Genomic DNA, 20,901 nt, shown 5'->3' on the forward strand with positions numbered 1-20,901 from the left:
CGAGACACCCGGAGCACTCGGCGAGTACGCCTGCCTGGAAGAGCGAGGGGTGTCGAGCCGAGGAGGTTGGCCGTGGTGATCGACGTACGGACGAGTGTGGGCCTGGATGTGCACGCCCGGTCGGTGGTGGCGTGCGGGTTGGACGGGCAGACCGGGCAGCTGTTCGAGCAGCGGATGGTCGCCGACCCGGCAACGGTGATCGAGTGGATCCGTGGCCTGCCCGGGCCGGCGGCCGCGACGTATGAGGCCGGCCCGACCGGGTTCGGGCTGGCGCGGGCGCTGCAGGAGGCGGGGATCCGCTGCCTGGTCGCGGCGCCGTCCAAGCTGCAGCGCCCGTCGGGCGACAGGGTCAAGACCGACGTGCGCGACGCCCGCCACCTGGCGCGGCTGCTGCACCTGAGCGAGATCGTCGAGGTCGCCGTTCCCTCGCCGCAGGTCGAGGCGGCCCGGGATCTGACCCGCTCACGGGAGGACGCGCGGCGGGAGTTGATGTCGGCCCGGCATCGGGTACAGAAGTTGTTGCTGCGCCACGGGATCGTCTACTCCGACGGTCGGGCGTGGACCTCTCGCCACGAACACTGGCTGCGCTGTCAGCGGTTGGCGATGCTGCACTCGCAGATGGCGTTCGAGTCCGCCTACGGCGCGATGGTGAGCGCTCGCGAGCGCCGGGATCGGCTCGACGAGGCGATCGCCGAGATGGCCGCGGACTGCGAGCTGACCCCGGTGGTGCACCGGCTGGGATGCCTGCGCGGGATCTCGACGCTCACTGCGTTCGCGTTGGCGGTGGAGATCGGGGACTGGCACCGGCTGTCCGGGCGGACGATAGGAGCGTTCCTCGGGCTGGTGCCCAGCGAGTACTCCAGCGGCGCGTCGCGAATGAAGGGCCCAATCACCCGCACCGGGAACGGACACGCGCGCCGGTTGATGATCGAGGCTGCGTGGCATCACCGTCGTCCGTATCGGACCTCAGCGCAGCTGACCCGACGCTGGGAGCTCGCCTCGCCGGCCGCGCGGGCTCGCGCGGAGCAGGGCAACCGGCGCCTGCACGGGCGGTGGGCGCGGTTCGACGCCCGCCGCAAGCGGGCGGTGGTGGCCAACACCGCGATCGCCCGCGAGCTCGCCGGCTGGTGCTGGTCGCTGGCCGTGCTCGAGTAGCCGGCGGAGCCCCCTGGATCGTCCGGAGCCTCGTGTGGTCGGGGTGGTGGCAGCGCCTGGGAACGGATGCACGACCGTGCTATGAGCAGCCACGACGACGCCTGTCGTAGTGGTGACGCTCGCGCTTAGAGCAGTTGCATCGTTCCAGCCGAACCAGCCGTCCTGCGGTAATCAACCCGCGAATATCAGACTGATGATGCGCGTCGATACGACACGCTCCCACCTTCTGGCCGAGTGCGGGGTTCCGGACTCCACGGAGCGGTGCTCGTGATCAGTCGACGGTCACGGGCACCGCTTCGACCTGCGCTATTGACAATCTGGTCTCCATAGCAGCACGGCCGACCTCCCGGTAAAGGGCGCTTCGCGTCGCCTCCGGCGACAGCCCTCCGGGCTGCCCTCAGTGACCGCGAGCCTCCCCGGCCGTGCCGCGACGCCCTGACGGGCAGCGGGGAACAGCGCCCCGCCACCCGCAAGGGGTTCCCGGGCCGACAGGCCCGACGATGACCGGGAGGGCCAGCGATGCGCGCCAACGACACCACCAGGAGCAACCGAGTATTGGACGCCGAGAAGGCGGTCGGGGTGGTCGAGGTGATGACGGTCGGCGTACGTGTGGCCGGACGGGTCCCGACCCGTACCGATCTGCGCTTCGCCGGAACCCCGGAGCAGATGCTCGGCCTGTCGCTGGGCACGGTGCTGATCTACCTCAACTCGCATCTGGCCGTGCGCTCGGTCGCGCTGGCATGGGGACAGGCTGCCCCGATGGCCCGGTCGCTGTCCCCGGCACTTCCGGCACCGCGGCGTCCGGTGATGGCGACCGGGCCGTGGTCGCTGACCACGATAATCCGCATGTTCGGGACCCCGTCGGTGGACACGCTGTTGCTGGCCGCGCAGCCCGGAACGAACCTGCCGACGATGCTGCGGATCCAGGTCGGGCCCATCACCTGGGACCTGGCCGACGCGGCCGCCTACACCTCGCTGCTGAACGCATGGCGGGGTGCGGCGGACCTGCTCGCTGCCACCTGCGGGGAGACCGACTGACGATCGACATGTGGACAACTCGGCCCGGCCGCTTGGGCGGCCGGGCCGCGGCGCGTCACCCTGTATTGGTGGACCAACAGGTGCGTTGGCGTGTGGGTGTGCTGCGACGCGGCGAGGAGAACATCGACTGGGTCGCTGGCGACGTCGCGCCGGCGTGGGGGAGCGCTCGGGCGGCGACGATCGCCGCGGTCCAGGACCTCGTCGCAGTCGAAGGTCGACAGGAGTACCGGCTGCAAATGGACGATGTCGAAGGCAGCGTAAACCCCGGCTTTGACGTGGACGGCCGATTCGTGCTCGGCGACCTCGAGCGACTCATACCCGGCACCCGACACCTAACTTAGCGAGACAACGACTGCACCTGATTGCTGTTCGTTGCATCCGTGAACAAGTCGGGTTGTTGTGCTCACGTCGCTACGGTAGGCGCCTGACCTGGCAGGGCCGTGCCGTGCAGCACGGCGCGGTCGGGTTGGGAACCGAACGAGTATCGGCCTTACTGCGGTAGAGCAGCCCAACTACCTTCGATTGGACGGTGCGTCGCCGTAGCGCTGCCGATAGGCGGCGGCGAATCGGCTGGCGCTGGAAAAGCCCCATCGAGCTGCGATGTCGCTAACTGTGTCCGACGGGTTGTTCTGAAGATCGGCCTGAGCTTGCTGGAGCCTGACCTGAACGAGGTAATCCATTGGTGAGCAGCCGAGCCAGTGACGGAAAGTCTCTTGCAGCCTGCGGACGCTCATTCCGCTGAGCATCGCGAGTTGGGCGACGGTCCATGCCCGCGCCGGATCGTCGTGCAGAGCATCGATGACCTTCGAGATTGACTTGGGTTGGGCAGGCGTCGACCGGCCATCGTCAGGACAACTTGCCAGCAGGAATCCGGTGGTCAAGGCTCCGGCGAGCTGTTCCTGAACCGACGGGAGGCTGCTGAACAGTCCTGGCTCGGACAGATCTGAGGCCAGGCTCCCGACGAGGCGGCGCCACTCCCGGGCGGCAACGGTGGTGAGGTTGAGCTGGTCGGGTAGCAGGCCGGAGACTCGGGCGAGATCACGGTCGAGGACGTGTTCGGCCTCGCGGTCGAGCCAGGCGCTGTCGAACTTGACACCGAGGACGGTGCATTCGGCGTCCCAATGACTGATCAGGGTGGGGGTGTCCGCGCGGAAGACCGTCGCTCGGCCCTGTTCGGAGGTCACCGTGCCGTGCCGGCCCCGGCTTTCCAGACGCCCGGACAGCGGGATGTTGACCTCGTAGGCGCCCGGATAGTCGCACTCGATCTGCACGTCGACGCCCCACCCGACGTACCCGATCAACACGGGCCCGAGATCGAGCGTCCGCAGAGTGTGGTGGGTGGGCACCGGCGTCCGCGCGTCGCGCGGGACGAGGTTGTGCGGGAAGTAGGCATCGGCAACGGCGCGCGAGAGCTCGTCTACGTCTCGTGGGGCCTCGGGCTCTTCGCCCGAGTCCGGAGAGGTTTCGTCAGGCGGCGCCGCCATGTCTCAAATATAGCTGCGACCGAGGTCTCTAACCGGTCGCGCGATCCGTCTCGTCGTCGCGCGATCGGTGTCGTCGTAGGCGCTGCGCGCTGTCTAACTTCTCGACAACCACCACATGACAGAGAGGTTATGACGATGACGCAGAGCTCTCAGGCCGCCAGGCCGGATCTTGCCTGGCTCGACGACGTCACCGTGGCCGATCTCGAGCGCGACCCGTACCCGGTGTACGAGCGCCTGCGCGCCGAGTCGCCGGTCGCGTTCATCCCCGCACTGGGTTTCCACGTCGCCACGACGAAGCAGACCTGCCAGGAGGTCGCCGCCAACCCCGAGATCTGGGATGGCGTGATCAGCCCGGCCGGTGGCCGGACGTTCGGCCACCCGAACGTGCTCAACGCCAACGGCCCGGAGCACGACGAGCTGCGCGGCATGGTCGAGCCGTCTCTGCAGCCGGCCGAGGTAAGCCGCTATGTCGAGGACCTTGTGCGGCCGATTGCTCGCCGCTACGTGGAGGCGATCGAGGCCAAGGGGCACGCGGACCTGGTCACCGAGTTCTGTGAGCCGGTCAGTGTTCGGTCGTTGGGTGATCTGATGGGACTGCAGTCGGTCAGCTCGGACAAGTTGCGCGAGTGGTTCCACAAGCTGTCGGTGTCGTTCACCAACGCCGCGGTGCTGCCCAATGGAGACTGGGCGAACCCGGACGGGTTCATCCCCGGGGACGAGGCGCGCGCCGAGGTTCACGAGGTGGTCGACCCGCTGATCGACCGCTGGATCGTCGAGCCGGATGACAGCGCGCTCTCACACTGGCTGCACGACGGCATGCCCGAGGGCGAGACCCGGCCGCGGGAGATGCTCTACCCGACGATCTTCGTGTTTCTGCTCGGCGCGATGCAGGAGCCCGGCCACGCCATGTCGTCGACGGTGGCGGGCCTGTGGACCAAGCCCGACCAGTTCGAGTCCGTCGTCGACGACCCGAAGCTGATCCCCCGGGCGATCATCGAGAGCATGCGCTGGACCTCGCCGATCTGGTCGGCAGTGGCGCGTACGAACAAGGTGGACGCGACCGTCGGTGGCATCGATCTACCGGCCGGTTCCGTGGTGATGTTGTCCTACGGTTCGGCCAACCATGACACGAGCGACTACAACGCTCCGTCGGAGTACGACCTGAACCGGCCGCCGGTGCCGCACCTTGCCTTCGGTGCCGGCGCGCACGCCTGCGCCGGGGCGTCGTTCGCCAGTGAGGTCTGCCGGATCGGGCTCGAGGAGCTGTTTGAGGCGATCCCGAACATCGAGCGCGACCCGGACCACGAGATCGACTTCTGGGGCTGGGGTTTCCGCGGACCGACGCAGCTCCATGCCCGTTGGGAGGTCTGAGATGACCGGGCAGACGGCAACCACCCGGACCGAGATCGGTGACCCCGTCGGGCATCGGGTGCGGCTCAAGACCATGGAGACCGAGACCATCTGCGGCGAGGACCAGAGCGTTCTCGACGCGTTCCTGCGCGCGAACACCTGGCTGCCGCATGGCTGCAGCCAGGGCACGTGCGGGAGCTGCAAACTGAAGGTCATCGACGGCACGGTCGACCACCGCGCGTCCTCGGAGTTCATCCTCACCGCGCCCGAGCGCGAGGAGGGGATCGCGCTGGCCTGCCAGGCGACGCCGTGCGCCGACCTGCTCGTCGAGCCGCTGGCCGACATCGCCGACGACGGGATAGTCCACCATCCCCTGCGCGATGTCCTGGGAACCGTGTCGGTGCTTGAGGACATCGCCCGGGAGACTCGCCGCCTGGTGATCGACCTGGACGAGCTCATGCCGTTCAATGCGGGCCAGTACGTCGAGCTCTTGGTGCCCGGCACCGAGATCCGTCGTCAGTACTCGATGGCGAACTCACCGGCCGAGACCGGCGCGATCGAACTGCACATCCGCCGAACCGAGGCCGGTGCGGCCACCGACGGCTGGATCTTCGCCCACATGGCCGTCGGGGATCGGGTAGAGATCCGCGGACCGTATGGCACCTTCGGGATCGGTAAGCCCCAGGAGGAGGCCGCTATTCTCGTCGCCGGGGGTACCGGACTGGCGCCGATGAAGTCGATCGTGCACGCCGCGCTCGCCGAGGACCTGGTTCCAGAGCTGTGGCTCTACCACGGCGGCCGCACCGAACAAGACCTGTACGACGTCGAGTTCTTCACCGATCTCGATACCCGCTACGAGCAGTTCCACTACCGCCCGGTGCTCTCCGAGCAGAACTGGGACGGCGCCAACGGGATGGTCACCGACGCGGTCCTCAACGACTTCGACACGCTCAAGGGCTTGTCCGGTTACCTCTGCGGGCCACCGGCGATGGTCGACGCCGGACGCAAGGTCTTCAAGCGCCGCCGCATGGCGCCTCGCCTGATCCACCAGGAGGAGTTCACCGACGCCTCCGACGTCAAGGTCAGTTGAGCCGGCACGTCCCCGACCGATACCTCGCGGACCCAGCAGCGTCGGTCGCAGTCGCGGAGCGGCCGGGCGGGCACTGCGCGAAACGGTGGGCCGTGAGCCGCCGTCACGCGTATCCCGTCACTAAGCGAGTGTCGAGCCCTACCGGCGAACACCCGGGGACCCGCGGCCGCCTTAACGGCGCCGACCCGGCGCCGGGCCGCAGCGGTCCGCAGGCGGATCGAAGCCTCGCGTAGGTCCTCGTCGCGACCGGCTCCTCGGCGCCGGGGGGCACCCGGTCGCGCAACGTCCGTCCCGCCTGGTGCCGGGGACACCCGACGGCCACCACCCGAATTCGGAGCACTGAAAGGCGCCACACATGACCACCACAGACCCGCGGTCCGGCTCGGCGGCGTCCGACGCTGCCACCGCCGGATCGCACGCTACAGAGTCGGCCCGTCTCGGCCGTTCTAACCAGCGCGGCGGCGGCAGCGCCGTCGACCAGGCTCGGACCGCGAAGGTGATCGGCGCCGCCCTGGAGGGCATCCGCGCCGCGATCCGCGACAACAAGGTCACCTACGACGAGTTCGACGCGTTCAAGCGCTGGCTCATCGAGGTCTCCGACACCGGCGAGTGGCCGCTGTTCCTCGACGTCTACCTCGAGTTCGAGGTCGAGCGCGTCGCCGCCGAGACCCAGGACGGGTCCACCGGCACGATCCTCGGCCCGTTCTGGCTCGACGGGCAGGCCCAGCTCGACTCCCCGGCGACCCTGCCGATGCGCGACGACGAGCCGGGCACACCGTTGATCCTGGCCGGCCAGGTCCGCGGCACCGACGGCAAGCCCCTGGCCGGGGCGAAGGTCGACATCTGGCACACCGACGACGAGGGCTACTACTCCGGGTTCGCGTCGAAGCCGCCAGCCGGGAACCTGCGCGGCGTGGTCACCGCCAACAGTGACGGCCGCTACGAGATCCACAGCCGCAAGCCCGCCCCGTACACAATCCCGCTGGACGGGCCGACCGGGAAGATGACCGAGACCGCCGGCTGGAGCCCGTGGCGACCGGGGCACCTGCACCTGCTGGTCTCCGCACCGGGACACCGGACGATCACCACGCAGCTGTTCTTCATCGGCGACCGGTACCTCGACTCCGACGTCGCCTCGGCCACCAAGCCGGAGCTGATCCTCGACCCGCAGCCCACCGGCAATGGCGATGAGGTCCGCTCGGACTACGACTTCGTCATCGAGTCCGAGTAGACACCCCCGGGGCGGCCGTTCCGGGGACGCCGACCACGTCGGTCGGCGCCCCGGACGCCCCGCCTTCTGCATCCACCTCCTCTACGCCCAGAGATGTCTCCAGGACGTCATCACCCGGCCCGAATCGGAGTCCCGGCCATGACCGACGCACTCTCACCTCGAATCGACCGCCCGTCCGAACGACCCGTTGTCCCGACCTGGCGCGGTGTGGAGGAGGTGCCCGCCGAGTTCAGGCGCTGCGTGGTCGTCCTGGGGGTGTTCGACGGCCTGCACCGCGGCCACCGACGTCTCGTCGACCACGAGCCGGCCCAGTGACCACGCTGGAGCAGCGGCTCGCCCGCCTCGAGGACCACGAAGCCATCCGCGCCCTCGACGCCCGCTACTGCCGGGCTCTCGACGATGGTGATTGGGACAACCTCGTCGACCTGTTCACCGACGACGGTGAGTTCGTTGGGCTCAGCCGCGCGATAGGCCACACCTCGCTGCGCCGGTTCTTCGGCGGTCTCGCCCGCAACGGCCTCACCGCCTACTGGCACCACGTCACCAACCTCGAGATCACCCTCGACGCCACCGTCCCCGACCGCGCCCAGGCAACGTCGCTGCTCTGGCAGCCCTGCGTGCAGGACGGCGTCGCCCACATCGCCGCCGGCCGCTACACCGACGACCTCGAACGCATCGACGGCCACTGGCGCTACCGGTCTAAGCGGGTGTCGTTCGACTACTTCATGCCCCTGGCCGAGGGGTGGGACCACGGCCGCTTCACCCTCGACTCCGCGGCCGACACCTACTACCCGCACGACGCCCACGTCGCCGCGGTCCCGGACCACCCGCCGGTCGAGCTCCACCACCAGGTCGACGGCCCCGACGCGGCGCCCGTCCTGGTCCTCGGGCCCTCGCTGGGAACAGACCTGCACCTGTTCGACGCCCAAGTCGCCGCGCTCGCCGACACCTACCGGATCGTGCGCTACGACCTACCCGGCCACGGCAACAGCCCGACGCCCGCCGGGCCCTACACGGTCACCGGACTGGCCCGCGACGTCCTCGCGCTCCTCGACCGCCTCGACATCGACCAGTTCCACTACGCCGGAGTCTCGCTCGGCGGCGCGATCGGTCAACAACTCGCCGTCGACCACCCCGACCGGCTCCACAGCCTCACCGTCATCGCCTCCGCCGCACGCTTCGCCGAGCCCTCCAGCTGGCCCGAGCGCGCGATGAACGTCCGCGCCCAGGGGACCCAGTCGATGATCGGCAGCAGACCCGGGACCTGGTTCACCCACGACTTCGTGCACACCAACAACAGCGAAGCCACCCGCCTGGTCAAGATGCTTGCCGAGACCACCCCGGCCGGCTACGCCGGATGCTGCGAAGCCATCGCGACCTTCGACCTGCGCCAGCAACTCGCCGACATCACCGTCCCCACCCTCGCAATCGCCGGCGCCGATGACCCGGCCACACCACCGGCCATGCTCGAGACCATCGCCAACACTGTGCAGCACGGTCGCTACGTCATCATCGAGAACGCAGCCCACCTTCCGAACGCCGAGCATCCCCGGCTCGTGAACGAGGCCCTGGTCGAGCACCTGAGTCAGAACACCTCGTAGCTGGCTACGCCGAAATCGCGCCCTCGACCTCGACGGTCGCAATCGTCTGCTTGCGGCCCAGCATCTTCTGAGCGACAAGTACGCCTGCGTCATTCGGTTCGCGACCGGAGTGACTGGCTGATGCGTCGGTCAGAAGCCATGCGCGGATCCCACGCTCAAAGGCGTCGACGGCCGTCTTCAGCACACAGACCTCGGTGTCGATGCCGCACACGAACATGTCAATCCAGAGTCGCGCATTCGCAAGCTCGATGCCTTCGTCGTTGAACAGGGTGTAGACCTTCTTATCGACGACGGCTACGGCCTTGCGGCTGAGGCCCTGCAGGTGGTCGACGATGTCGATCTCTGGCGAGTTCTTCAGCTTGGACCAGCCCATGATCTGCTCGAACGGGCTGTCGTCGTAGTTGAGATAGCGCGTGAAGACCACGTCCCGGCCTCGGTCCAGCCACTCCCGGACGAGCTGCTCGATCACCGGGACGACGTGCTCCGAGTGCTCTGTCACGAAACCGTTCTGCACGTCGACGACGACCAGAACCGGGTTGATCTCTGCCACTGCTACCGCCTGTCGCAGTCTCGGAGGGTGTCGATCGCCTGGTCCAGTCGTCGGACGAGGCCACTGGTGCTCACTATGGCCTCCCGCATCGCGCGGTGCTGCGAGGTCTCCTGCGGACGCTCGGTCGTCAGCCTGGAGCGGATCCCGCGCAGGTACCGCCAGCCGTACTCAGGCGGGACGTCCGGGTCCTCGCCGGCCTCGACGACCTGGCGGATGTAGTCGGTGTACGCCCAGGCCGCCTGGACGGAGAGCTCGCAGGCGATGAGCTCGCGCTCGGCGAGGCACTGCTCGGTGGCGTGCGGTTGGTAGACGACGCCGGACCAGGAGGCGCAGCCGGTGGCGATGGCTCGGACGCCGAAGTCGCTGATGTCCGGGTGCTCGAACCCGTCCCGCAGGAACGCCTGCTCGACGACCGAGGCGCGGGCGAGCTTCTCCTGCGGGGTGCCGGTCTCGTGTCGGCTGATGAGCACGCGCGGGACGCACAGCAGCCGTAGGGCGCTGCCGTGCTGGTTGCCGTCGAGGGGGATCTCGTCGACCCAGTACGAGCTCAGCACCCGAGATCGCGGTGATCACGTCGACCGACCTGGCGAGCGCTCGACGAACCTCGTCCGAATCGCTCTCGTTGGTCCGATTGTGACCACCCCTCACGGACCTCGGTCCGGACCCCGTCACGGGCCGCCCGCCGAACCCCGCCAGCCCGAACCCCGCCAGCCCGACCCCCGCCAGCCTGATCCACGACAGCCCGATCCACGCGCAGCGGACCCGCGCCAGCCCGCGCCGCGACAGCAACCCGCGGCCCCACAGCCCTCGGCGGCGCCGGCTCCGCGGGACGGCAGGGCCGTGCACGCACTCCGCATCACGACCTACGTCCTCACGAGCCTCGCCTCACTCGTCTTCCTGGCGATGGTGGTGTACGGGTACCTGGCGGTCCAGGACCTGCGGAACAGCCTGCAGTCGAACCCGCTCTTCGGCGGCGCCTCCAGCTTCTCCGCCCCCGGGGCCGGCGACACCGGCCTGGACGTCGGCGACAACTACGCGAACCTCTGCTCCGCGAACCCCGGTGCGCCGGAGTGCGTCGGCGGCTGACGCCGCGGGGGACTCGAGCGTGTTGACCTGAACCGGAGTCGAGGTCCTAGCGTCCGATCCATGACACGACCACCCATGCAGCCGCCCGCCCAGCAGCCCATCGGGTTCTGGACCCTCCGCGCCGGAGAGGCCATCCGGGACCGCATCCTGGGCGCTCTCGACGAGATCGGCGTGACGCAGCCCGAGTGGTGGGTGCTCCACCAGCTGTCCCGCTACGAGGACGGTGTCGACCGGAGCACGGTCGTCGCGACGATCGGCCCGAACGACACCCCGGCCGTCGCCGAGGCGGCCATCGACGCGGCGATCGCGAAGGGGTGGATCGACGCCGACGGTGCGCACCTGCGCTTCACCGACGCCGGAGCCGAGCAGTTCGCCCGTGCCGCGGACGTGCAGAAGAAGCTGCACGAGGAACGCATGCAGGGCGTCACCACCGAGGAGTTCGCGACCACCATCTCGGTACTGCAGCGGACGATCGTCAACGTCGGTGGGGACGCCTGGCACTGGTGACCCGCCGTCGTCGGACCCCCGGTCAGCAGTTCGGGTCGTTGTTGTCCCGCCCCTGCATGCACGGCTCGCCCGAGCTGTTCTTCGGGCCGTCGGTCCGGCCCTCGTAGTAGCCGTACTCGGGCGACCAGGCCCGACCTTCGGTCGGTCCGTCGTAGGCCTCGGTGTCGAAGGCGCCGGTCGTCGCCGGGTCGCAGTCCTGCTCGCCGGGCAGGCAGGGCATTCCGCCACGGTCGATCCAGGACGGCCACGTGCCGCAGGCGGCGACATGGTCGCCGGGGTCTCCGACCTGGCGGGCGTTCCACCAGGCGGCGTCGCCGCAGTGGTCCGCAGGGGCCTCGCTGGACCCGGTCGCGGAGGACGCGGTCTCGGCGGGTCCGGGCTCCGGGGTCGGCAGGGGGAGGTCCGGGACGACGCGGGCCGGGAGGGGCGGCGCGGGGATGAGCTCGGCGACCGTCGGCCCGGCCGCCACCGCGGAGACGCCCGGGATCGCGGGCTGCACCGTCGGCGACGCCTGGGCGAACGACATCGCGCCGGCCGTGGCGAGCGCGCCGACCAGTGTGGCCGCGACTCCGCCACGGAGAACGGTGCGGAGGATGGAACGTCCCTGGCGGCGGTTCGAGGTCATCTCTGCGGTCTCCCGGCTCGGTCCGGGCCGCCCGACACGACCCATCCGCTGTGTCCATCGCCGCGATCGGAGCAGTGTTATGCCGCCGATCGGCCGTTCATCGGAAGTGATGAGGCCTGTACCGGTGAACCGGCGGCAGGAAGCCGCCGGTTCACCGGCTCGGTCGGCCGTCGGTCAGGGCACAAGGATGGCGCGCCCGCGCACCCGGCCGGCGTCGAGATCGTCGATCGCGGTCTGGAAGTCGTCCAGCGCGTAGGTGGACGTGTGCAGGCGGACGAGGTCGCGGGCCGCCAGTTCCATCAGGTCGCACAGGTCGTTGTAGCTGCCGACCAGGTTGCCCACGATGGTGACCTCCGAGGAGACGAGGTCGATCGTCGGGACGTCGACGTTCTCGCCGTAGCCGACGACGTGGTAGTCGCCCGCCTCACGGGTCATCCGCAGTCCCTCGGCGGTGCTGCCGCCCTCACCGACGAAGTCGACGACGGTCTCCGCGCCGCGTCCCCTCGTCAGCGACAGCACCTCGTCGACGTGTCCGCCGTCGGCGACGATGCCCTCGTCCGCGCCGATCGAGAGCGCCAGCTCGAGCGCCTCCGGATTCCGGTCGAGCACGACGATCTTCGCCGGGGTCAGGGCCTTGAGCACCTGGATCCCGATGTGCCCGAGGCCCCCGGCGCCGATCACGACGCAGGTGTCACGCGGCCCCAGACGCCGGGAGGCCTTGGCCGCGGCGTGATAGGCGGTCAGGCCGGCGTCGGCGAGCGCGGCCACGTCGGCCGGCTCGAGCGAGTCGTCGAGCTTGACCACGCTGCGGGCGGAGGTGCGCAGGTATTCGGCGTAGCCCCCGGCGGAGTCGATCCCGGGGAACGCGTTCTGCTCGCAGTGCACGTCGTCGCCGGAGCGACAGGCGCGGCACAGGCCGCAGGTGATCAGCGGGTGCACGATCACCTTGTCGCCCTCGGCGACGTTGGTGACCGCACCGCCGACGGCGTGCACCCAGCCCGCGTTCTCGTGACCGATCGTGTACGGCAGTGTGACCTGGGACTTCTCGGCCCACTGGCCCTCGAGGATGTGCAGGTCGGTCCGGCACACCCCGGCGCCGCCGATCCGCACGACCACGTCGAACGGCTCGACGGGGGTGGGCTCGGGGACGTCGGTCATCTGTAGTGGCCGGTGGTAGCCGACGACCTGGACTGCCTTCACGTTCGGTTCTCCTGCGGGGTCGGGGTGGTGGAGTCGGGATAACGGGTGCGCAGCAGCCCGCGGCAGAAGTGCGCGTTGCCCTCGATCGAGATCCGGGTGGAGCGGGCCATCCGGAGCCGCAGCGGAACCTCGTCGGCCGGGTAGGCGTGTCCGGTGTGGTCGACCAGGACCGGCAGCTCCGCGGCGTCACCGAGACCGATCGCGGCCCGGCGGCGCAGCAGCGCGGCGGTGGTGTCGTCGTCGGGCAGGTCGCCGAGCGTGACACCGCGCAGGTCGACCTCGGCGCGGTCCGGGTCCGCCCGCAGCAGGCGGGTCAGCACCCGCTCCATGGCCGCCGTGTGCGCCTTGCGCTGGAACGTCAGGCGCAGGTCGTCGAGGTTGTCGTCCGCCTCGTGGGCGAACGTGCCGCGGTAGCCGGCGTCGGCGGCGAGGCCGGCGTTGATCAGGTCCGAGTCGTGGTGGCCGTCGAGCTCGACGACCACGTCGCCGGTCCAGGGCAGCGCCGTCAGCACGTCCTTGGAGTCCGACGCCATCAGGTAGGCGAAGTTCGGCGCGCAGAAGCTGGTGGGCAGGCGAAGGTGCACCTCGACCCGGTCGCCGTCGACCTCGACCGACTGCACGAACTCCAGGTCGGTGATCGGCTCGTCGAGCTCGGGGTCGACCACGGCGTCGAGCGCGCGGAAGGCCTGATCGCGAAGGGTGGTGGTGGGCCCTGTGGTGGTGAGGTGCGTCGTCGGGGCGGACATCAGGAGGCGACCGCCACTTCCTCGGCACGCTCGTCGCGCAGCTGCAGCTCGGCGGGGACCGGAATGTCGTACATCGCGGCGGCGTTGAGCCCGAGGATCTTCTTCTTCTGCGCGGTGGTCAGCGGCGCGTACTCCGAGAGCTCGGCCGGGATCTCGAAGTCGACGAAGGCCTCGACCAGCCAGCGCGGCGTCCAGATCGCGTAGTCGCTGGAGAACTGGATGCGGTCCTCGCCGATCCAGTAGAGCAGCTCGCCGACGATCTGCCCGAAGTACTTGGGCCGGGTGTGGATGAACGGCATCGCGACGGCGAGGCCGGCGTGCACGTTCGGCTCCTGGGTGGCGATCCAGCAGAAGTCCTCGAGCCGCGGCAGGCCGCAGTGCTCGATCACGAAGTTGAGCTCGGTGAAGTCGGTGGCGACGTGGTCCACGTCGGCGACGTCGAACGCGTCGCGGTCGAGCGGGCGGATCGTCGGGCCCTTGTGGATGTGGATGTTCTTGATCCCGAGCTCCTGGGCGGCCTCCAGGTAGCGGTAGGACCACGGGTCGTCGAGCTTCCAGCCGCGGGAGTCGCCGTGCCACTCCGCGGTGTAGAGCTTCGCGCCCTTGAGGTCGAACCGCTTGGCGTCCTCGCGGAGCTGCTTGAGGCCCTGCTCGCCGTTGCGGGGGTCCCAGTTGTGGTTGTAGGTCAGCTTGTCCGGGTGGGCCTGCGCCAGGGCGAAGGCCTCCTCGGTCTGCCCGAAGCCGTTGTTGTAGAACTCGCCCAGGTGCGCCGGCTGGAAGATCGCGTGGTCGACGTAGCCGTCGGTGAACAGGTCCTTCATCAGCCGCTCGCCGCCCTGGTAGAGGTAGTCCTCGTAGGGCCAGACCTCGGACTCCGGGCTGAGGTTGCGGTGGTAGTCGTAGAAGCAGTCGATGAACTGCTTGCCGTGGATGTTGCGCTGGTTCTCCGGGCGCGCATCCCACAGGGCGACGTGGGCGTCCAGGATGAAGTAGGACTCGTCGTTCTTCGAGTACATCGTCGTGTCTCCTCCCGACGCGGACGGCGGCGACCGCGTCGCAGCGGAACGGTAGGTATCCGCGCATGTGTTCGGTCGTGATCGTCGTCTCAAGCTGAGACGAGCACCGCCGTGGCGGACGTCGACCTGTGCGACAGTCGATCGGGGAACGGCGTGCGAGGAGGTACGCGGATGATCGGGGACGACATCGGTGGGCTCGCCGTGGCCGCGCCACGGCTGTCGGCGTCCTGGCATCGCAGCGAGACCTACGGGGCACCCCTGGACGCCGTGAGCCCGGCGTTCACCGGCTCCGTGGACGACGAGTCGTTGTTCTACACCTGCGGGCACGAGGTGCTCGAAGGTCTGCAGACCGGGTTGTTCGACGAGCCCGTCAGCCTGATGCTCACCGACGCCGACGGGATCGTGCTGAGCCGGATCTGTCACGAGCGGCCCCTGGCGCGGTCGCTGGACAGCAGCTACCTGGCGCCCGGGTTCGCCTTCTCCGAGCGGGAGGCCGGGACCAACGGCCTGGGGCTCGCGCTCGCCGACCGCATCCCGTCGCTGGTCCGCGGCGACGAGCACTACTGCACCGGTCTGCACGGCTACACCTGCGCCGCCGCCCCGATCCTCGACCCGGTCACCAGCGACCTGCTCGGCAGCATCAACCTCACCACGTGGTCGGAGAAGTCCGAGGGGCTGCTGCTCGCACTGGCCCAGACGGCCGCCGGCCACACCGCGGCCCTGATGCTGGCCCGCGGCCGGGGTGCCCGGCCGCGTCCGACGCCGCGCGGGGAGGTGTTCCGCGTCCACGACTGGGCCCACGCCCCGGACCCCTCGGATCGGCTGTCCTCGTCCTGGCGCGGAGCGCTCGCCGAGGTGGAGGCAGCCCTGGTCTCCGGGGCGTGCGTCGGGGTGGTCGGCGAACCGGGGGTCGGCAAGACGGCCCTGCTCGCGGCGGCGCTGCGCCGTACCCGGCCACGGGACCGGGTCCTGCACGCCCGCCCGCCGGGAGCCCGCGACACCGAGGCGTGGCTGGCGCTGTGGTCCCCGGAGCTGCGCAAACCCGACACCCACGTCATCGCCGGTCGGGTGCACGAGCTGCCCGCCTGGACCGCCCACGAGCTGTCCGGCATCGTCCGCGACGGTGCGCCCCGGGCACTGAGCATCACCGCCCCGGAGCCCTCCGCGGTTCCGGACCCGCTGGCCCGGTTGGTCGACGTCGTCGTCGAGGTGCCCGCCCTGCGCCACCGCAACACCGACGTCATGCCGCTGGCCGAGCACTTCGCCGAGCGCACCCATCGGCGGGACGTCCGGTTCACCCCGGCCGCGGCCCGCGCACTGCGGGCGTTCCCGTGGCCCGGCAACGCCGAGCAGCTCTTCCGCACCGTCCGTGAGGCGGCGGGGCGCAGCACCGTGATCGACGTGAAGCACCTGCCGCCCGAGGTGCTGTCGCACTCGCCGGCCACGCTCACCCGGATCGAGTCGCTGGAACGCGACGAGATCGTCCGCTGCATCACCGAGCGCGGGATGAGCGTCACCCAGACCGCGGACGCGCTCGGGATCAGCCGGGCGACGGCCTACCGGCGGATCTCGCGCTACGGGATCCGGGCCCGGTAGTCCGAGCCGCTCAGGAGGAGCCATCCGGGGCCGGGTCGTTTCATGATCGGGGACGATGGGCCGGAACGTGCCGGACGAGTGTCCGGCACCACGGACCCGCCCGCGGTCTCCGATCACCACCGTGCTGAAGGCCGCCACCGAGGAGCTGGGCGCCGACCACGCGCTCGGGTCGGTCGCCGACGTCACAGACGAGAACGCCGTCGCCGAGGCGGCCGAGGAGCTCGCCCCGTCACATCACGCTCGTCCTCGCGTTGCCCGGTCTGATCACGTTCGGTCTGACCAGCCTTCCGGCCCTGATCGTCGGGCTGTCCGCCACGGGTGAGACCCGTGATGGTCGAGATGGCGGACATGGGTCGGCCATGGCGGGAATCGTCATCAGCGGGTTGCAGGTCGCCGGCTGGGTCCTGTTCTGGGGCCTGTACATGGCCGGCTCCGCCTGGACCAGCTGCTGGAGCTGATCCCGGCCGAGCTTCGGGCCGCCCGCGGTATCGCCGCCCCGACGGATCAGTAGACGTCGCGCAGGTAGCGCTTGTCGGCGGCCAGCCGCTTGACGTACGCGCGGGCGCCGTCGTCGTCGAGGTTGCCGCGGCTGCGGGCGATGTCGTGCAGGGCCTTGTCGACGTCGGTGGCCATCCGGTCCTTGTCGCCGCAGACGTAGAGGTGGGCACCGTCCTGCAGCCAGGACCACAGCTCGTGACCGTGGCGGCGCATCAGGTCCTGGACGTAGATCTTCTGTCGCTGGTCGCGGGAGAACGCGGTGTCGAGCCGGTCGAGCAGCCCGTGGCCGTGCATGGCCTCGAGCTCCTCGCGGTAGTAGAAGTCGCTCGCGGCGTTGCGCTCTCCGAAGAACAGCCAGTTCGCGCCGGTGTGGCCGAGTTCTCGTCGTTCCTGCAAGAACGCGCGGAACGGGGCGATGCCGGTCCCCGGGCCGATCATGATCATGGGTGTGGACGACCCGGACGGCGGCCGGAAGTGCGCCGAGCGCTGCACGAACACCGGGATGTCGACGTCGTCGCCGCGGTCGGCGAGGAACGTCGAGCAGACGCCGGTGCGGGCCTTGCCCCGGTGCTCGTAGCGGACCGTGGACACGGTCAGGTGCACCTCGTCCGGCGTCACCTTCGGGCTCGAGGAGATCGAGTACAGCCGCGGCGCCAGCGGCTTGAGCACGCCGAGCCACTCGTCGAGACCGGCCCGGACGCCGAACTCGGTGAGCAGGTCCATCGACTGCCGTCCCCACAGCCAGCGCTGCAGGTTGATCGTGTTCCCGGGACGCAGCAGCGTGTCCAGCTCGTGGCTGCCGGCCCGTTCCTTGACGAAGCGCAGCAGGTCCGGGGTGATCCGCAGGATCTCCAGGTGCTCGCGCGCCGCCTCGCGCAGCGACACCTCGCCCGGTCCGTCGAGGGTCACGACTGCCTCCGGGTCCAGCCCGGTCGCGCCCAGCCACTCGTCGACCGCGCCCTCGCCGTTGCGCGGCCAGACGCCGAGCGCGTCGCCGGCCTCGTAGCGGAACTCCGGGTCGTCGAGGGAGAACGCGAACTGGCGGACGTCCTTGCCGGAGCCCTCCCGGTTCAGCGTCCGGTTGGTCGTCAGCCGGGTGGGCAGCGGATTGTGGCGGCCGTAGCCGTCCTCGGCCGTGCGGGCCCGGGGGACGTCGGGGACGCTCGTGGTGGCGGGGGAGCGGGCGGGCCCCGGGGTGTCGCTCCCGAGCCCGGACAGGACGTTCCCGGTCCAGGTCTGCACGGGTGCGGAGTCGCCCGGCTCGCAGTCGGCCCGGTCGGTCATCCGGGTCGCGCCGAGCTCGGCCAGGCGCGCGTCGAGGCGGCGGCCGTGGCCGCAGAAGTCGTCGTAGCTCGAGTCGCCGAAGGCCAGCACGGCGAAGCGGGTGTCGGGCAGCCGCGGGGCGTCCGGGCCCTCGATCGCCGACCAGAACGCGTCGCCGTTGTCGGGGGCGTCGCCGTCGCCGAACGTGCTGGTCACGACGAGCAGGGTCGGCATCGACGGCAGCCGCGCCGGGTCGACGTCGTCCATCCCGACCAGCTCGACGGCGTGTCCGGCCTCCCGCAGCCGGGCCGCGACGTCCCCGGCGTGCTCCTCGGCGTTGCCGGTCTGCGAGGCCCAGGTCACGACGACGGTCTCCGGCGACTCCCCGGTGGCCTCCGCCGCGGTCCCGCCGGAGGCGCGGCTCCAGCGACCGGCGAGCATGCCGTCGACCCACATCCGGTGCGCAGGCTCGAACGGGGCACCCGCTGGCAGGACCGGGACGCCGGGGGACTCGCCACGATCCAGCGACCAGAGGAATCCGCGCAGGTAGGCGGCCTCCTCGTCGCCGAAAGCGGGTGGCCCGAGCCCTCCGCCCAGCCCCAGTGCCGTGGCCAGGGAGCTGTCGGTCCCGACCGCGGGCTCGGGAGTGGCCGGCGCCTCCGGGACCGACGGTGCGGCGCCCACCTTCGTCAGCGTCACCGCGCAGACCTTGAACTCCGGCTGGAACGACGTCGGGTCGACGGCGTCGTTGGTCACCGCGTTGATCGCGAGGTACTCGCCGAACCCGTCGTTCCAGTGGAACGGGGCGAAGCAGCTCCCGGGCTGCACCCGGTCGGTGACCGACGCCGGCAACACCGCGCGCCCGCGCCGGGACGCGACCTCGACCCGGTCGCCCTCGGCGATCCCCAGACGCGCGGCGTCGTCCGGATGGATCTCCACGAACGGCCCGGGGTGCAGCTTCGTCAGCTTCGCGACCCGGCCGGTCTTGGTCAGGGTGTGCCAGTGGTGCTGCAGGCGGCCGGTGTTGAGCAGGAACGGGTAGCCGTCGTCGGGCATCTCGACGGCCGGCATGTGCGGGCGGGGGAAGAACACGGCCCTGCCGTCGGACGTGGCGAACCTCGGGCCGTCGGGGCCGACGTAGCGGATCGGGTTGCGACCGTCGGCGCTGTCGTCGCCGGGCGCGCTCGGCCACTGGACGGGTGTCCCACGCAGACGTTCGTATGAGACGCCGCGCAGGTCGTAGCCCGTCCGAGGGTTGGCGAAGCCGCGGATCTCGTCGAAGACCTCCTCCGCGCAGGAGTAGGTGAACGCGTCGGCGTAGCCCATCTCGCAGGCGATCCGGGCGATGATCTGCCAGTCCGGCAGCGCCTCGCCGACCGGGTCGACGGCCTGCTCCATCAGCGTCAGGTTCCGCTCGGAGTTGATCGTGACCTGGGTGGACTCGGACCACAGTGCGGCCGGGAGCAGGACGTCGGCGTAGGCGGTGGTCTCGGTGTCGGCGAACGCGTCCTGGGTGATCACCAGCTCGGCGGCCTCGAGCCCGTCGATCACGGTGCGCCGGTTCGCGACCGAGGCCACCGGGTTGGTGCAGATGATCCAGCAGGCCCTGATCTCGCCGTCGATCATCCGCTGGAACATGTCGACGGTCCCGGTGCCGACGTCGGTCGAGAGCCGGCCCGAGGGGATGTCCCAGGCCTGCTCGACGAACGCGCGGTCGTCGGCGTCGAGCACCGAGCGCTGCCCGGGCAGGCCGGGGCCCATGTAGCCCATCTCGCGCCCGCCCATGGCGTTCGGCTGGCCGGTCAGGGAGAACGGGCCGCTGCCGGTGCGGCAGATCGTGCCGGTGGCCAGGTGCAGGTTGCAGATCGCGTTGGTGTTCCAGGTGCCGTGGGTGCTCTGGTTGAGCCCCATCGTCCAGCAGGTCATGAACTCGCCGGCGGTGCCGATCCACTCCGCGGCGCGGCGGACGTCGTCCTCGGGGAGGCCGGTCAGCCCGGCGACCGTCGACGGCGGGTAGTCGGCGAGGAACTGCGGCATCGCGTCCCAGCCCTGCGTGTGCGCGGCGACGAACTCCTCGTCGACGTGGCCGTTCTCCACCACGAGCGCGAGCAGCCCGTTGAGCAGGGCGAGGTCGGTGCCGGGGCGGATCGGCAGGTACAGGTCGGCCTTCTCGGCGGTCGCGGTGCGCCGGGGGTCGACGACGATCAGCTTCGCGCCCGCCTTGACCCGCTCCATCATCCGCAGGAACAGGATGGGGTGGCAGTCGGCCATGTTCGAGCCGATCACCAGGAACACGTCGGCGTGGTCGAGGTCGGCGTAGGAGCCGGGCGGGCCGTCCGCGCCGAGGGACTGCTTGTAGCCGGTCCCGGCACTGGCCATGCACAGCCGGGAGTTCGACTCGATCCCGTTCGTGCCCACGAATCCCTTGGCCAGCTTGTTCGCCAGGTACTGGGCCTCCAGCGACATCTGCCCGGAGACGTAGAACGCCAGCGCGTCCGGCCCGTGCTCGTCGACGATCGCCCGCAGCCGGTGTGCGGTCGCGGTGATCGTCTCGTCGACCCCGCGGGGCTCCGGCTCGGCGCCGCGGTCACGCCGGACGTGCGCGGTCTCCATCCGGCCGCCGGCGACGAGCATGTCCGCGCTGGTCGCGCCCTTGGTGCAGAGCCGGCCCCGGTTGGCGGGGTGCTCCTTGTCCCCGGACGCGCGCAGGACCGACCGGGTACCGGTAGCTCGGTCGGTGCCGATCTCCAGCACCATGCCGCAGCCCACGCCGCAGTACGAGCAGGCCGTCTTCACGGTCGTGCGGTCCATGGGGTCCGATGCAACGTGACGGGTGTTTCGGTCACGTGACGCCGCGGTCACCGG

At 70.3% G+C, this 20,901-nt stretch carries 20 protein-coding genes; 12 read left to right on the forward strand and 8 right to left on the reverse strand.

What is annotated here, in order from left to right; translation table 11 throughout:
• The first annotated feature begins 72 nt into the window (after nucleotides 1–72).
• From EV383_RS00185 to EV383_RS00195, 3 genes are all read left to right on the forward strand, one after another.
• Nucleotides 73–1,155, forward strand: coding sequence for an IS110 family RNA-guided transposase (locus EV383_RS00185; RefSeq protein ID WP_207223383.1), 1,083 nt, complete (start codon nucleotides 73–75; stop codon nucleotides 1,153–1,155).
• Nucleotides 1,156–1,674: 519 nt separating this feature from the next.
• A complete protein-coding gene (locus EV383_RS00190) occupies nucleotides 1,675–2,193 on the forward strand; it encodes a hypothetical protein (protein ID WP_130288021.1) in 519 nt (172 codons plus the stop codon).
• Nucleotides 2,194–2,285: 92 nt separating this feature from the next.
• Complete coding sequence (locus EV383_RS00195) at nucleotides 2,286–2,534, forward strand: hypothetical protein (RefSeq protein ID WP_130288022.1); 249 nt, start codon at nucleotides 2,286–2,288, stop codon at nucleotides 2,532–2,534.
• Nucleotides 2,535–2,705: 171 nt separating this feature from the next.
• Here the strand turns inward: EV383_RS00195 and EV383_RS00200 are convergent, their stop codons facing one another.
• On the reverse strand, nucleotides 2,706–3,677 hold the full coding sequence (locus EV383_RS00200; RefSeq protein ID WP_130288023.1) for an AraC family transcriptional regulator: 972 nt from the start codon (nucleotides 3,675–3,677) through the stop codon (nucleotides 2,706–2,708).
• 135 nt (nucleotides 3,678–3,812) lie between these two features.
• On the opposite strand from EV383_RS00200, the gene EV383_RS00205 reads away from it, so the two are divergent.
• The 5 genes from EV383_RS00205 to pcaD all read left to right on the forward strand — a co-directional run bounded on the left by EV383_RS00205 (nucleotide 3,813) and on the right by pcaD (nucleotide 8,949).
• On the forward strand, nucleotides 3,813–5,048 hold the full coding sequence (locus EV383_RS00205; RefSeq protein ID WP_242622819.1) for a cytochrome P450: 1,236 nt from the start codon (nucleotides 3,813–3,815) through the stop codon (nucleotides 5,046–5,048).
• Nucleotide 5,049: 1 nt separating this feature from the next.
• Nucleotides 5,050–6,117 carry a 2Fe-2S iron-sulfur cluster-binding protein gene (locus EV383_RS00210; protein ID WP_242622820.1) on the forward strand — a complete coding sequence of 356 codons (1,068 nt, stop codon included), beginning with the start codon at nucleotides 5,050–5,052 and terminating at the stop codon, nucleotides 6,115–6,117.
• Nucleotides 6,118–6,472: 355 nt separating this feature from the next.
• The gene (locus EV383_RS00215; RefSeq protein ID WP_130288025.1) at nucleotides 6,473–7,348 is read left to right on the forward strand and encodes a dioxygenase family protein; all 876 of its coding nucleotides are present in this window, start codon (nucleotides 6,473–6,475) and stop codon (nucleotides 7,346–7,348) included.
• 216 nt (nucleotides 7,349–7,564) lie between these two features.
• On the forward strand, nucleotides 7,565–7,663 hold the full coding sequence (locus EV383_RS31890; RefSeq protein WP_242622821.1) for a hypothetical protein: 99 nt from the start codon (nucleotides 7,565–7,567) through the stop codon (nucleotides 7,661–7,663).
• Nucleotides 7,660–8,949: a 3-oxoadipate enol-lactonase gene (gene pcaD, locus EV383_RS00225; RefSeq protein WP_242622822.1), complete on the forward strand. Its 1,290-nt coding sequence runs from the start codon at nucleotides 7,660–7,662 to the stop codon at nucleotides 8,947–8,949. The genes EV383_RS31890 and pcaD overlap by 4 nt, the downstream gene beginning before the upstream one ends.
• Nucleotides 8,950–8,953: 4 nt before the next feature.
• Here pcaD and EV383_RS00230 read toward each other — a convergent pair whose 3' ends face one another.
• Both EV383_RS00230 and EV383_RS00235 read right to left on the reverse strand, forming a co-directional pair.
• Entirely contained in the window at nucleotides 8,954–9,499 is a 546-nt protein-coding gene (locus EV383_RS00230; RefSeq protein ID WP_130288027.1) for a cysteine hydrolase family protein, read from the reverse strand.
• Between the two features lie 2 nt (nucleotides 9,500–9,501).
• Complete coding sequence (locus tag EV383_RS00235; RefSeq protein ID WP_207223384.1) at nucleotides 9,502–10,053, reverse strand: hypothetical protein; 552 nt, start codon at nucleotides 10,051–10,053, stop codon at nucleotides 9,502–9,504.
• Between the two features lie 286 nt (nucleotides 10,054–10,339).
• On the opposite strand from EV383_RS00235, the gene EV383_RS00240 reads away from it, so the two are divergent.
• Together EV383_RS00240 and EV383_RS00245 are read left to right on the forward strand one after the other, a co-directional pair.
• Complete coding sequence (locus EV383_RS00240; RefSeq protein WP_130288028.1) at nucleotides 10,340–10,585, forward strand: hypothetical protein; 246 nt, start codon at nucleotides 10,340–10,342, stop codon at nucleotides 10,583–10,585.
• A 60-nt stretch (nucleotides 10,586–10,645) separates the two neighbouring features.
• Complete coding sequence (locus EV383_RS00245) at nucleotides 10,646–11,092, forward strand: MarR family winged helix-turn-helix transcriptional regulator (RefSeq protein WP_130288029.1); 447 nt, start codon at nucleotides 10,646–10,648, stop codon at nucleotides 11,090–11,092.
• A gap of 22 nt (nucleotides 11,093–11,114) precedes the next feature.
• On the opposite strand, the gene EV383_RS00250 is transcribed toward EV383_RS00245, so the two are convergent.
• From EV383_RS00250 to EV383_RS00265, 4 genes are all read right to left on the reverse strand, one after another.
• Nucleotides 11,115–11,717, reverse strand: a complete 603-nt coding sequence (locus tag EV383_RS00250) for a hypothetical protein (RefSeq protein WP_130288030.1) — start codon at nucleotides 11,715–11,717, stop codon at nucleotides 11,115–11,117.
• Nucleotides 11,718–11,891: 174 nt separating this feature from the next.
• A complete protein-coding gene (locus tag EV383_RS00255) occupies nucleotides 11,892–12,917 on the reverse strand; it encodes an NAD(P)-dependent alcohol dehydrogenase (protein WP_130288031.1) in 1,026 nt (341 codons plus the stop codon).
• A complete protein-coding gene (locus EV383_RS00260) occupies nucleotides 12,914–13,663 on the reverse strand; it encodes an iron-sulfur cluster assembly protein (protein WP_130288032.1) in 750 nt (249 codons plus the stop codon). The genes EV383_RS00255 and EV383_RS00260 overlap by 4 nt, the downstream gene beginning before the upstream one ends.
• Nucleotides 13,663–14,679 (reverse strand): amidohydrolase family protein, encoded by a 1,017-nt coding sequence (locus EV383_RS00265; RefSeq protein WP_130288033.1) that lies wholly within the window; start codon nucleotides 14,677–14,679, stop codon nucleotides 13,663–13,665. Before EV383_RS00265 ends, EV383_RS00260 begins: the two co-directional genes overlap by 1 nt.
• A gap of 171 nt (nucleotides 14,680–14,850) precedes the next feature.
• Between EV383_RS00265 and EV383_RS00270 the strand changes: the two genes are divergently transcribed.
• Together EV383_RS00270 and EV383_RS32545 are read left to right on the forward strand one after the other, a co-directional pair.
• The gene (locus EV383_RS00270) at nucleotides 14,851–16,275 is read left to right on the forward strand and encodes an AAA-type ATPase lid domain-containing protein (RefSeq protein ID WP_130288034.1); all 1,425 of its coding nucleotides are present in this window, start codon (nucleotides 14,851–14,853) and stop codon (nucleotides 16,273–16,275) included.
• A 251-nt stretch (nucleotides 16,276–16,526) separates the two neighbouring features.
• Entirely contained in the window at nucleotides 16,527–16,733 is a 207-nt protein-coding gene (locus EV383_RS32545; protein ID WP_165438181.1) for a DUF4190 domain-containing protein, read from the forward strand.
• Nucleotides 16,734–16,779: 46 nt separating this feature from the next.
• Here the strand turns inward: EV383_RS32545 and EV383_RS00280 are convergent, their stop codons facing one another.
• Nucleotides 16,780–20,847, reverse strand: coding sequence for a bifunctional nitrate reductase/sulfite reductase flavoprotein subunit alpha (locus EV383_RS00280; RefSeq protein WP_130288036.1), 4,068 nt, complete (start codon nucleotides 20,845–20,847; stop codon nucleotides 16,780–16,782).
• Nucleotides 20,848–20,901: the final 54 nt, after the last annotated feature.

Origin of the sequence: Pseudonocardia sediminis, assembly GCF_004217185.1 — a bacterium.
Classification (GTDB): Bacteria; Actinomycetota; Actinomycetes; order Mycobacteriales; family Pseudonocardiaceae; genus Pseudonocardia; species Pseudonocardia sediminis.

What these genes read in the sequence shown, in the direction of transcription:
- EV383_RS00190 (WP_130288021.1), top strand. Translation starts at nt 1,675, where the DNA reads ATGCGCGCCAACGACACCACCAGGAGCAACCGAGTATTGGACGCCGAG.
- EV383_RS00200 (WP_130288023.1), bottom strand. Translation starts at nt 3,677, where the DNA reads ATGGCGGCGCCGCCTGACGAAACCTCTCCGGACTCGGGCGAAGAGCCC.
- EV383_RS00205 (WP_242622819.1), top strand. Translation starts at nt 3,813, where the DNA reads ATGACGCAGAGCTCTCAGGCCGCCAGGCCGGATCTTGCCTGGCTCGAC.
- EV383_RS00210 (WP_242622820.1), top strand. Translation starts at nt 5,050, where the DNA reads ATGACCGGGCAGACGGCAACCACCCGGACCGAGATCGGTGACCCCGTC.
- EV383_RS00215 (WP_130288025.1), top strand. Translation starts at nt 6,473, where the DNA reads ATGACCACCACAGACCCGCGGTCCGGCTCGGCGGCGTCCGACGCTGCC.
- EV383_RS00245 (WP_130288029.1), top strand. Translation starts at nt 10,646, where the DNA reads ATGACACGACCACCCATGCAGCCGCCCGCCCAGCAGCCCATCGGGTTC.
- EV383_RS00250 (WP_130288030.1), bottom strand. Translation starts at nt 11,717, where the DNA reads ATGACCTCGAACCGCCGCCAGGGACGTTCCATCCTCCGCACCGTTCTC.
- EV383_RS00260 (WP_130288032.1), bottom strand. Translation starts at nt 13,663, where the DNA reads ATGTCCGCCCCGACGACGCACCTCACCACCACAGGGCCCACCACCACC.
- EV383_RS00265 (WP_130288033.1), bottom strand. Translation starts at nt 14,679, where the DNA reads ATGTACTCGAAGAACGACGAGTCCTACTTCATCCTGGACGCCCACGTC.
- EV383_RS00270 (WP_130288034.1), top strand. Translation starts at nt 14,851, where the DNA reads ATGATCGGGGACGACATCGGTGGGCTCGCCGTGGCCGCGCCACGGCTG.
- EV383_RS00280 (WP_130288036.1), bottom strand. Translation starts at nt 20,847, where the DNA reads ATGGACCGCACGACCGTGAAGACGGCCTGCTCGTACTGCGGCGTGGGC.